Here is an 11,491-nt window from a genome sequence, read left to right on the forward strand (position 1 = left end):
GGGAGGGGCGGCGGCAGCCAGGAGCGGCCGCCGCCCGAGGGTCAGATCACTTCTGATACTTCGCGGCGACCTTCTCCGCGAGGGCCTGCCCGTCGGCGACGGCGTCCTCGACCGAGGTCTGCCCGGCGATCGCCGAGCTGATGGACTGCGACGCCTGAGTGGCCATGTCGGCGAACTCGGGGATCGCGACGAACTGGATGCCGGGCGCGGGACGCGGCTGGACACCCGGGTCGTCGGGAGTCGCGCTCTGGATCGCGTCGCGGGTCTGCTCGTAGAACGCACCAGCGGACGCCTGGTAGTCGGCGTTGTCGTAGGTCGAGGTGCGCTTGCCGGCGGGGACGCTGGACCAGCCAATCTGCTCACCGACGAGCTGCTCGTACTCCTTGCTCGAGGCCCACTCGATGAACTTCGCGGCGGCGTCCTGGTTCTTCGCGGCCTTCTGAATGCCCCACGCCCACGAGTACAGCCAGCCCGAGCTCTCGGTCTCCACGACCGGCGCGGCGACGTAGCCGAGCTTGCCCTTCACGGGCGAGTCGTCGGCCTCCAGCGAGCCGGCGGCGGCGGTGGAGTCGTACCACATCGCGACCTTGCCCTGCTGCAGGTTGTTGAGGCACTCCGTGTAGCCGGCCTGCGAGGCGCCGCTCTCACCGTGCTGCTGCACGAGGTCGACGTAGAACTGCACGGCCTCGGTGAACTCGGGGCTGTCGGCCTGCGCAGTCCAGTCCTCGTCGAACCAGGTGCCGCCGAAAGTGTTCACGACGGTCGTGAGCGGGGCGTAGACCTGGCCCCAGCCGGGCTGACCTCGGAGGCAGATGCCCTTCATGCCCGGCTCGACGCCGTCGACCTGCGCGGCGAGGTCGGCGACCTCCTGCCAGGTGGGGTTGTCCGGCATCGTGACGCCGGCCTTCTCGAAGACGTCGGTGCGGTACATCAGGAACGACGACTCGCCGTAGAACGGCTCGGCGTAGAGCTTGCCGTCCTCGGCGGTGAGGGACTTCGTGATCGGCTCGAGCACATCGGCCTGGTCGAAGTCCTCGCTGGCGGCGACGGTGTCATCCAACGGGGTCAGCCAGCCGTTCTTCGCGAACGTCGGCACCTCGTAGTTGCTGATGCTCGCGACGTCGTACTGGCCAGCCTGTGCGGAGAACTCCTGCGCGATCTTCGCGCGGACATCGTTCTCGGGGAGAACGGTGTAGTTCACCTTGATGCCGGTCTCCTTGGTGAAGTTGTCGGCAGTGAGCTTCTGCAGATCGGTCATCTGCGGGTTGTTGACCATGAGGACGTTGACCTCGTCCGCTCCGCCGCCGGAGGAGGTGTCGCCTCCGGCACCGCCGCAAGCGGTGAGAGCGAACGCGAGGATCGTGGTTCCGGCGATTGCGGAGGCGATACGCCTGCCTCTTGTGACCATGGAAGGACTCCTTCGTTCTTCGGCTCCCGACCCACCGCCGTGGTGGATCGGCCGGCATCCGAACCCCCGAGACGGGTGCCGTGCTGCCTGGAACGAGTGTGAAGCGGGGCAGCGACCCGTTCTAGCTCGTCCGCTAGCCCAAACTGATAGGAATCTGTACCGTGACTGACGTGGCTACCGTCAGAGAAGACGATCACGCGACGATGCTCGCGGAGCGCCTCACCGGCATGTGCGCCGCACGCGAGGTGATCACGCTCGATGAGAACCACTCCGTCCGGTGGACCGAGCACGACTATCCGACCCCGGTCGCCCGCTGGAACTACCACCCCGAGTACGAGATCCACCTCATCCGCCGAGGGACCGGCCGGTTCATCGTCGGAGACCATGTCGGCACCTTCGCCGCCGGTCACGTCTCGCTCATCGGCTCGGGCCTGCCGCACGACTGGGTCAGCGACCTCGAGCCGGGCGAGGTGATCACGAACCGCGATGCCGTGATCCAGATCGACCCCGCATGGATCGCACGGTGGATCGACCTGATGCCTGAGGCTCGAGAGATCCGGCCGCTACTCGACGAGAGCGCGCGCGGTGTCGAATTCGCACCGCGGACAGCGCTGCTCGCCGCACCCATCATCAACAGGATCGGCCCCGCCACAGGACTAGAGCGGGTCGCGCTTCTCGTCGAGCTGCTGAAGATCCTCGCCCGATCACCGCGCGCCGATCGCACTCTTCTAGCGACGGAGTTCTTTCGACCTCAGCTCGACGATCGCGCTGCAGCGATCGTCGACATCGTGCTCGAATACGCCTTCGCGGGCCATGCCGGTCAAGTCAGCGTGGCGGAGGCCGCCGACCTCGTCGGCATGCACGAGGCCACGTTCTCGAAGTACTTCAAGAAGGCGACCGGGCAGAACTTAAGCGAGCTGATCAGGAAGCTGCGCATCGCGCACGCCGGCCGCCTGCTGACCACCACGTCCCTCCCGATCGCCTCGGTCTGCTTCGAGGTGGGTTACGCGAATCTGTCGAACTTCAATCGTCAGTTCCTCGCGGAGAAGGGAGTGACTCCGCGGCAGTACCGCCAGGACGCCGACAAGAGGCCGCCAGAGACGGTGTCCACGACAGGCCCGACCCCTTAGGGAGAGACGCCTCCTCGTCATCGCCTCATCCGCTGTCGCGGCTCTTCGGCTGATCGAGCAGTCCAAGCACCTCGACTGTCGTCCCCGTCTCGCCGAGCACTGGCAGCACCCGCCGCAAGCTGTTCTCGTGCGACGGCTCCTGCAGATCGGTGACGGCGTCGACCACGACGACTACCGAGTAGCCGCGGTCGTAGGCATCACGCGCCGTCGATTCCACGCCGAAGCTCGTCGCGACGCCCGCGAGGACCACCTGGGTCACGCCGCGCTCCGCGAGCAGCTCGTGCAGTCCGGTGCCGGCGAAGGCGCTCCAGCCGCGCTTGACCAGGACAAGGTCCTCACTCGACCGGCCGAGCTCGATCAGCGGATCCGACCACTCCGGAGGCAGCACCGGTGCCATCCGCCCGCGTCCCACGTCGGTGCGCCCCGCGTTCGGGCGTCCGAGATCGACGGTGACAAGAACCACCGGCAGCACGCGGTCACGGAACGCGTCAGCGAGCGATGCGGCCCGGGCCACGACGTCACCGATCGGATGCACCATCGGATTCGCGACGGTCGCCCGCTGCAGGTCCACGACGACGAGCGCGACGCCCTCGTCGAGCGCCTCGACGCTCACGCGTCCGCTCCGAACACCACGACCACCTTGTCGGCTGCACCCGGAGTGGCCGCTAGCCGGAAGGCGCGGTCGGCTTCCGAGAAGTCGATCGTGTCACTCACGATCACGGCGTACTTCTCCCAGTTCGCCACGATGTCCTCGGTCACCTCGAAGATCTCGGTGGGGTAGCCCATCGCGAGAACGATGGTCAGCTCGGAGCCCAGGATCGCGCCGAAGTCGACATCGATGGGCGTCTTGTGGACCGCCACGATGCCGAGTGTTGCGCCGTGCTTCGCAGCACTCAGGACCGTCTGCACCACGATCGGCGCGCCGGCCGCATCGAGGAACACGTCGGTGGCAGGCTTCCGCTGCCCACGGCGCGCGGGCCCTTCGCCCTGCAGCTCGATCAGCCGCTCGACCACGTCCTCGGTGGACGAATCGATGACTGCGTCGGCTCCGACCTTCAACGCTTTCTCGAGACGAGAGGCGATCACGTCCACCACGGTGATGTGCCCCACCCCGAGGGAGCGGTACGCGAGAACTGCTCCGAGCCCGATCGGCCCGGCTCCGAACACCACGACCGCGTCCCCCGGACGCGGTGCGGTGCGATTGACCGCGTGGCGAGCGACGGCCATCGGCTCGTTCAGCGCCGCCACCTCGAAGGGCACGTCATCGGGCACGATCGCAAGAGAGCGACCGAGCACCGCTTCCTGGACCAGCAGGAACTCCGCCATACCACCGGTCGTACCGCCCGAACCGATGATGCCGGTCGGCGCCGCCATGGGATTGATCACAACATGCGCGCCCACCGGAATCCCGGCCACCTCCTCGCCGACCGCGACGACTTCGCCCGCGGGCTCGTGCCCGAGCGGGGTCCGCCCCTCGAGCCCGGGCAGCCCGCCGAGCCCGATGTACATCGCGTCGGAGCCGCAGATCCCACACGCGCGCACTCGCACGAGCACGTCAGCAGGGCCTGCCACAGGCGTCTCGACGTCCATCGTGGTCGTCTCGCCGGGCCCGGTCGCCATCGACAGCTTCATCACATCTCCTCCGCTCGTCGACGAGCGCCGCCGACCTGCGAGCAAAACTAGCCGATCGGCTAGTTTCTGTCGACGCCGCTCTAGGATCGTCAGCGGACAGGGAGGTGCGATGGTCAGGCGAGGGGAGTCTCGGGCAAAGCTGCTGCGGACGGCGCTCCGCCTCTTCGCAGAGCGCGGAGTGAACGGCACCTCGCTGCAGGCGATCGCCGACGAGCTCGGCGTGACCAAGGCCGCCGTGTACCACCAGTTCGCAACGAAGGACGAGATCGTGCTCGCAGTCGTGCGACCCGCGCTAGAGCGGATGGCCGAGCTTGTCCACGAGGCAGACGCCGGGATCGACCCCTTCGAGATCACCCTCACTGGGCTCGTGAGCCTCGCGGTCGAGCACCGCGAATTCGCCGCGGCAATCCAACGCGACCCTGCTGTCATTCAACTTCTGCGCCAAGATCCCACCTTCGTCGCCGCGACGACGGGCATCGACCGTCACCTGATCGGCACCGATCCGACCCCGGAGGCGCGCATCGCCCTCGCCGTCGCAGGCGGCGGTCTCATGATCGCCGGCATGGATCCGTCGCTGCGGGCCACTGACCCCGAAGTCCTCACGAGGGTGCTACTCAAGTCGGCACGGACAGTGTTGGCGCCCTACAAGACCGAGGCCGCCATAAACTGACATAATGTGCATTATCGGATGTCTGCACAACGTGCGGCCGAGAGCGCATGTTCCGCGAACAGGCACGGTCCACCGTTCCTTCCACAGACCAGTCGCGTGCTGCGCGTTCGTCGAGCCGGTCGAGCGGCACGGTGACATGACCCCACGGCAATCGGGCAACAGCCTGTTGCCCGATTCCCGGCTCGGGCCAGGCAGCGGTGAAAGCGCGCATGGAGAGCGCGGGTGACCCCCCCATGCGATCAGGGCGCGGGCGCGCCCACCGGCGGCTCCGGCAGCACGCTCAGGCCTCGGCTGCTGTTCGCCTCCGCCATCAGGGCGCGCAGCCAGAGCGGGTTCGGGGCGACCTCGGCGGTGCCGCGGAGGGTGAAGGCCAGAGCGGTCGACGGGTGCATCCACAGCGTGCGGCGGCCGTGGCCGAGTGCCGCGCCGATCGGGAGCTGGAAGCAGAAGCCCTCGCCGCGACGGAGCTTCGCGAGGATCACCGCCTGGAGGTGGACGAGCGCGCGATCGTCGAACTGGAAGGGGACGGGCGGGGATCCGTAGAGCAGTGTGCCCACGAGCTGGAGAAGTCCTCACGGTCGGGAGAAGGCCTCGACCGGATGATCGAGCCTGCTCAGCAGGCTACGAACGACCACCGACATCGGCGGTCCTGGAGGGCCCCGGCCGGCCGAGCGGTCGGCTCTCCTCGCGCTCGAGCGGGGCCCGGGGTAGCGTGCCCCATGCCCACTCCGCCTCGTGTCCTCCGCCGCCTCGGCAGCGTCTCGCTCTCCGTCGCGAACCGCGCCGAGACCGGGCTGCGCGGTCGTCTCTCCGCTCGGGCCCGGAAGCAGGGCTGGTCCCCCGCGCTGCTCCCCTTCTCCGGCTACGCGAGCGCGGGAACGGCGCGGGTCCTGGCGCGGGTCGTCCTCGCCCCGGCCGCGGTGGAGCCGTCCGCACGGCGGGGACTGCGCGCCTGGCACCGCCTGCTCACCCTCGAGAGCCCCGGAGTGCCGGTGCGGATCGAGTTCGCGGGCGCGAGCGCCACGGGGACGAGCGACGACGCGGGGATCGTCGACGCGCGCTTCGCCGTTCCCGACGGTCTCGAGCCCGGGCCGGCGGAGGCCCTGCTGCAGGTCGCAGGGCGTGCTCCCGTTCCGGTGACGGTGCACGTGGTCACCTCGGAGCCCGCCCGCGGGGTGGTCTGCGACGTGGACGACACCGTGTGGGTGACTGGGATCTCGCATCCGGCGCGCGCGGCCTGGCGGACCTTCTCGACGACGAGCGCCACCCGGCGGTCGGTGCCGGGGATGGCGGAGCTGCTGCAGGAGGCGATCGCCGGGCAGGACGGGACCGCCGTCGTCTACGTGAGCAACGGGCCGTGGAATCTGGCGGGCGTCGTCTCGCGGTTCCTCGCCCGGCGCGGCTTCCCCGCCGGACCGGTCCTGATGACCGACTGGGGCACGAGCCCGCGGCGGTGGTTCCGCGACGGCGAGGAGCACAAGCGGGACTGCCTCGCCCGCCTGCGCGAGGACCTCCCCCACCTCTCCTGGGTCCTCGTCGGCGACGACGGCGAGCACGACCCGCAGCTCTACAGCGACTTCGCCCGCCGCCACCCGGACGCCGTCACCGCGATCGCCCTGCGAAGGGTCGCACCGGCCCGTCCCGGAGCGGCGCCCGACGTCGACGACGTCGCCGGCGTCCCGGTCGTGCGCGGCGTCGACGGCGACGCCCTTCGGCCCCTCCTGCAGGAGGCGCTCGGCCGCTCCCGTCGCTGACGCTCCTCCAGGCTCCCGGCTCTCTCCGGTGCCGGGGACGCAGCGAGTCCTCGGCCGCCCCCGGAAGGGGCCGGTCGGCGAGGCCGTGCGCCGGAGGCGGCCCGCCGTCCCGCCCGTAGAATCGCGGCCGTGCACTCCCCCGTCCTGACGACCGTCTTCCAGCCGATCGTCGACCTCGCCACCCGTCGGCCGGCGGCGTACGAGGCGCTGACGCGGGTCCGGGGGGCCGGCGGGGACGCGTTCCCGTTCGAGCTCCTCGAGGCGGCGCAGGCCGACGGCCGGATCGCCGAGTTCGACGGCGCCTGCTGGCGGAGCGCCTTCGGCTCCGCGACCGCGGCGGGTCTCACGACTCCGCACGCGCTCTTCGTGAACGTGGAGGCGGAGTCGCTGCGCGGGGGCCTCCTCGAGCAGGTCGCCTCCCCCGCGCCGATCGTCCTGGAGGTCACCGAGCGCGCCCTCCTGGCCTCGCCCGGCGGCCTGCTCGCGGTGATCGAGGAGGCGCGCCGGGCCGGCCACGCGATCGCCATCGACGATCTCGGGACCGACCCCGCGTCCCTCGCTCTGCTGCCGCTGATCGATCCCGACGTGATCAAGATCGACATGCGCATCATCCAGGGGCACGCGGACACCGACGCCGCCCGGATCATGAGCACCGTGAACACGCTGACGGCGGCGCGCGACGTGGTCGTCGTGGCGGAGGGCATCGAGACCGAGGAGCATCTGCTCACCGCGCGGGCGATCGGCGCGACGCACGGGCAGGGCTGGCTCCTCGGCCGGCCGTCCCCGGTCGTCCCGGCGGCGCCCTCCGCCTCGCTCCTCCGGCACGTCGTCGAGCCCACGGCGGACGAGGCGGGCGCGGGGACGCCCTTCGAGATCGTGGCCTCCGTGCTGCCCAGCCGCCGCTCCTCCCGCGATCTGCTCCTGCAGATGAGCCACTTCCTCGAGGCGCGTGCGCGAGCGAGCGGCGACTCCGCGATCCTCCTCTCGACCTTCCAGCAGGGGTCGAACCTCACGCCGCGCACCGCCGACCGCTACGCCGCGCTGGCGGAGGAGTGCGCTCTGGTCTTCGCCTTCGCGGCGGGAGCGCCGGACTCCCTCTCCCCCGCGATCCGGGTGCAGGAGATCGACGAGGACGAGCCGCTCGCGGCGGAGTGGGACGTCGTCGTCCTGACCGCCGACTTCGCCGCGACCCTCGTCGCGCGGGAGGTCGACCCGGCTCGGCACGCGGCCGGGCTCTACGACTTCGTGCTCACTCACGACCGCGGGCTCGCCGTCGACGTCGCGCGCCACCTGCTCCAGCGGACGACCCGCAGCGCCTGACGCGGGACGCCGCCGCCGACCGTCCCCGCTGACCCGCAGCCCTACCAGGTCCGAGCGGCTTCCGGAGCACCTTGTGGGCGAGTCCTCGTCCCGGCACTCTCGTGCCGAGACGGACTGTTCGTCACCGAGAGGGAGTCATGGACGACGAGACCCTGCTGGGCATTCTGCTGCGCGGGCGGCCCGCGACGCTCGAGGACGCGGTGCTCGCGACTCACCTCGAGCCCGCGCAGGTCGCGGCGGCCGTGCAGCGGCTCCGCGACCGGGGGCTCATCGGCGGCGCAGGCGACCTGCTGGCCTATCCCCCGCCCGCGGACTGGGCGAACGAGGCCGTCTCGGTGCACACCCGCCGGGTCCGGGTCGCGGCCGAGGACGCCATGTCCGGCATCGAGAAGATCCTGGAGAACCTGCCCACCGTGCTCCGCGCCTGGTCGACCGGCGAGGCGGCCGCCGACCTGGTGCCCACGGTGCTGCGCCACGGGCCCTACGCCGCGGAGGACCTGCTGTGGGAGCTCGTCGGGACCCCGTCGGGCTCCCTGGTCGCGGTGTTCGCCAGCATCGACCGGCTGATGACGGCGCCGATCGACCGGGCCGTCCGCTTCGGTGACGCCCTGCAGGAGAGGGACACGGTGCGCATCATCGTCCCCTCGTCCGCTGCCGCCGACCCGCGAGTGCTCGAGCGGATGGCCGTCTACGGACGTGTCGGGCTCGAGTACCGCTCGCTCGACCGGCCGCCGGGCTGGTTCTGGGTCGATGGCGACCACATCGCGCTCCCCTTCGTCTGGGGCGAGGCGACCCCGACGAGCGTGCTCGGAGTCCGCCACGCGGGCCTCGCGAACATCGTCCGCGCCTACTTCGACGAGCTCTGGCAGCGCGCGGACCCGCTGGGCAGCGACGAGCACTCCTGGCTGCCGCTCCTGCGACTGATGCAGCAGGGCAACACCCTCGACAGCGCCTCCAACCGCCTCGGCATCAACCCCCGCACCGGCCGCCGCCGCATCTCCGCCGCGATGGAGCACTACGGCGTGGACACGCTCTTCGGGCTCGGCGCGGCATGGGGCGCGGGACGAGCGGGCAATACGACGCGATCCGAGGGGTGACGGACTCCCGCCCGCTCAGGTCTGCGGGCGTCCGTGCCGAGGAGATCCGCCCTGCTGCTGGACCAGCCAGCTCCGGGGCGAGCTCGAGAGCGCGAGCGCGCTGACTCCGCACCGCGGGACTCCTCCCGCAGCCGCATCGCGGCCTCGTCGTCGAGCCAGTTCGGCCCGGTGTTGCGGAGGAACACCGCGTAGACCACCAGGGAGACGGCGATCACGGCGGTCGCGTAGCCGATGAAGGCCGACACCTGGTCGGCGCCGAGCGCGCCGGCGTAGAGCAGCGGCGCGGTGCCGCCGAAGACCGAGTTGGCGAGCGCGTAGCCGAAGCCGAGCCCGAGGGCGCGGACGTGCGTGGGGAACAGCTGCGCCTTCACGACGGCGTTGATGGAGGTGTAGCCGGTGAGGATCACGAAGCCGCCGACCAGGATCGCGAAGGCGGCGAGCGGGGCGGTCTGCTGCGGCAGGGCGGTGAGGAGGAACCAGGTGTAGAGCACTCCCCCGATCCCGAAGAAGACCAGGAGGGTCTTCCGGCCGATGAGGTCCGAGAGCCAGCCGCCGAGCGGCTGCAGGAGCATCAGCGTCGTCAGGGCGATGAGGTTGATGACGGTGCCCGTGACGACGTCGTCTCCGGCGAACGCGCTCTTGATGATGCTCGGACCGGTCACCGAGTAGGTGTAGAAGGCGACCGTGCCGCCCATCGTCACCGCGAAGCAGAGCAGCAGCGGCCGCCACTGGTGGACGAGGAGCTCCCGCATCGAGCCGCTCCGGCGGGACTCCCCTGCTCTGACGGCGTCGATCCGGGTCGTCGCCAGCGATTCGTCCATGCTGCGGCGGAGCCAGAACACGACGACCGCGGCGACGCCGCCGATGCCGAAGGCCACCCGCCAGCCCCAGGCCGAGATCGCCTCGTCGGGCAGGGTCAGCACCATGACCAGCAGCGTCAGCTGAGCGAGGACGTGGCCGCCCACGAGGGTGACGTAGTGGAACGACGAGAGGAAGCCGCGCCGACCGGGGATCGCCGCCTCCGACATGTAGGTGGCGCTCGTTCCGTACTCCCCGCCGGTGGCGAAGCCCTGCAGCAGGCGCGCGAGCACCAGGAGGACCACCGCTCCCCCGCCGATCGACTCGGCCGTCGGCGCGAACGCGACGAGGAGGGAGCAGGCGGCCATCACGGAGACCGAGACGGTCAGCGCGAGGCGGCGCCCGTGCCTGTCGGCGAAGCGGCCGAAGAACCAGGACCCGATCGGCCGCATGAGGAAGGTGACCGCGAAGATCGCCCAGATGTAGAGGGTCGAGTTCTTCTCGCCGGGAGCGAAGAACTGCGACTCGAAGTAGACGGCGAAGACGGAGTAGACGTAGACGTCGAACCACTCGACGAGATTGCCCGCGGAGCCCTTCAACGTGTTGGAGATGGAGCGGCGGAGGCTGGTGGGGGTCGTCGTCGTCGTCGACATGATGGTCCGATCATCAAGGGTTCGGGGTGGAAAAGGTTCTCGGAGCGACGAGGGAGCCGCGGCGGCGTGGCCGTCGGCGCCCCGCGTCGCCGCGAGCCCAGGGGCATCTCTACCGCATTTCCGGTGGCGGATCCGGAAACCTAACGGTCTCCTGACGCGATCCGCTTCGGACCGCGACGAGGTCGCTCCGTCTCGCGCCAGTCAGGCGGCGATACCGACCAGACCAGTATGGTCCCTCGGTGGAGGTAGACGCATGAGGATCCGTACTGAGAACTCGCTGAGGTCATCGGTGACGAGGGCTCTTGCCGTCCTTTCGATCGTCGCCATCGCCACTTCGCTCTCCGGGTGTTCAGCGGGAGACGCCGCGCCGCCGAAGCCGACCGTCCCGCCGCTCCCGGCTGCCGAGGTGGAGCGCGCACTGGTCCAGAAGCAGGATGCCGCCTGGGAGCTGCTGGCAGTGAAGTATCCGAACGCGGTACGGCCCGAGGTCGACGTGATCCGCACCGTGAATCCCGCGGAGTCGACGTCATCGATCGCGGACTGCATGGTCTCAGCCGGCTTTCCGGAGACCAAGGCTGGTCCGGACGGCGGCCTCGACTACGGTTCCTTCCCCACGGAGCAGACGCAGACTCACGACATCGCCCTGTTCGTGTGCAGAGCGCAGTACCCGATGGATCCGAGATTCGACACGCCACCGACCGAAGCGCAGTACGAGTACCTCTACCACTATTTCGCGCACGACCTCACCGAGTGCCTGGAGAGTCACGGCATCGACGTGCCGGAGGCGCCCACCTACGAGACCTTCCGCGACACCATCAATTCGCGCGAGGCGTGGAGTCCCTACCTCAGCTATGAGCCGACCGGGAACACGCAATGGCTCGCCGTGAACACGGACTGCCCGCAGATGCCTCCGGGCTACTTCGGCGAGTGATGAGCGCCTCGCTGCTCCACTCGCTTGAACGCTGCGACCGCCGATGACAGTCGCCCTCTGACCGATCTCCGTGCGAAAGGCCTCTGCTGGTGAAAGGA

At 70.0% G+C, this 11,491-nt stretch carries 11 protein-coding genes; 6 read left to right on the forward strand and 5 right to left on the reverse strand.

The window, feature by feature from the left end:
* Positions 1 to 46: 46 nt before the first annotated feature.
* A complete protein-coding gene (locus MT355_RS15270) occupies positions 47 to 1,408 on the reverse strand; it encodes a sugar ABC transporter substrate-binding protein (protein WP_243600189.1) in 1,362 nt (453 codons plus the stop codon).
* A gap of 203 nt (positions 1,409 to 1,611) precedes the next feature.
* Between MT355_RS15270 and MT355_RS15275 the strand changes: the two genes are divergently transcribed.
* Positions 1,612 to 2,538 carry an AraC family transcriptional regulator gene (locus MT355_RS15275; protein WP_243600190.1) on the forward strand — a complete coding sequence of 309 codons (927 nt, stop codon included), beginning with the start codon at positions 1,612 to 1,614 and terminating at the stop codon, positions 2,536 to 2,538.
* Between the two features lie 25 nt (positions 2,539 to 2,563).
* Here MT355_RS15275 and MT355_RS15280 read toward each other — a convergent pair whose 3' ends face one another.
* Both MT355_RS15280 and MT355_RS15285 read right to left on the reverse strand, forming a co-directional pair.
* Positions 2,564 to 3,151, reverse strand: a complete 588-nt coding sequence (locus MT355_RS15280; RefSeq protein WP_243600191.1) for a cysteine hydrolase family protein — start codon at positions 3,149 to 3,151, stop codon at positions 2,564 to 2,566.
* The gene (locus tag MT355_RS15285) at positions 3,148 to 4,170 is read right to left on the reverse strand and encodes a zinc-binding dehydrogenase (protein ID WP_243600192.1); all 1,023 of its coding nucleotides are present in this window, start codon (positions 4,168 to 4,170) and stop codon (positions 3,148 to 3,150) included. The genes MT355_RS15280 and MT355_RS15285 overlap by 4 nt, the downstream gene beginning before the upstream one ends.
* A gap of 109 nt (positions 4,171 to 4,279) precedes the next feature.
* On the opposite strand from MT355_RS15285, the gene MT355_RS15290 reads away from it, so the two are divergent.
* A complete protein-coding gene (locus MT355_RS15290) occupies positions 4,280 to 4,840 on the forward strand; it encodes a helix-turn-helix domain containing protein (protein ID WP_279392416.1) in 561 nt (186 codons plus the stop codon).
* Between the two features lie 239 nt (positions 4,841 to 5,079).
* Here MT355_RS15290 and MT355_RS15295 read toward each other — a convergent pair whose 3' ends face one another.
* Entirely contained in the window at positions 5,080 to 5,397 is a 318-nt protein-coding gene (locus MT355_RS15295) for an ATP-dependent DNA ligase (RefSeq protein WP_243600194.1), read from the reverse strand.
* 162 nt (positions 5,398 to 5,559) lie between these two features.
* On the opposite strand from MT355_RS15295, the gene MT355_RS15300 reads away from it, so the two are divergent.
* The 3 genes from MT355_RS15300 (at position 5,560) to MT355_RS15310 (ending at position 9,011) form a co-directional block, all read left to right on the forward strand.
* Complete coding sequence (locus tag MT355_RS15300; RefSeq protein ID WP_243600195.1) at positions 5,560 to 6,594, forward strand: App1 family protein; 1,035 nt, start codon at positions 5,560 to 5,562, stop codon at positions 6,592 to 6,594.
* 129 nt (positions 6,595 to 6,723) lie between these two features.
* Entirely contained in the window at positions 6,724 to 7,914 is a 1,191-nt protein-coding gene (locus tag MT355_RS15305) for an EAL domain-containing protein (RefSeq protein ID WP_243600196.1), read from the forward strand.
* 137 nt (positions 7,915 to 8,051) lie between these two features.
* Positions 8,052 to 9,011 (forward strand): hypothetical protein, encoded by a 960-nt coding sequence (locus tag MT355_RS15310; protein WP_243600197.1) that lies wholly within the window; start codon positions 8,052 to 8,054, stop codon positions 9,009 to 9,011.
* Here the strand turns inward: MT355_RS15310 and MT355_RS15315 are convergent.
* Positions 8,930 to 10,462, reverse strand: coding sequence for an MFS transporter (locus tag MT355_RS15315; RefSeq protein ID WP_243600198.1), 1,533 nt, complete (start codon positions 10,460 to 10,462; stop codon positions 8,930 to 8,932). The genes MT355_RS15310 and MT355_RS15315 overlap by 82 nt on opposite strands.
* Before the next feature lie 253 nt (positions 10,463 to 10,715).
* Here MT355_RS15315 and MT355_RS15320 point away from each other — a divergent pair, with 253 nt between their 5' ends.
* Positions 10,716 to 11,393 carry a hypothetical protein gene (locus MT355_RS15320; RefSeq protein ID WP_243600199.1) on the forward strand — a complete coding sequence of 226 codons (678 nt, stop codon included), beginning with the start codon at positions 10,716 to 10,718 and terminating at the stop codon, positions 11,391 to 11,393.
* The last annotated feature ends 98 nt before the right edge of the window (positions 11,394 to 11,491 follow it).

The sequence above is a fragment of the Rathayibacter sp. VKM Ac-2929 genome, assembly GCF_022815495.1.
Taxonomy (GTDB): domain Bacteria; phylum Actinomycetota; class Actinomycetes; order Actinomycetales; family Microbacteriaceae; genus Rathayibacter; species Rathayibacter festucae.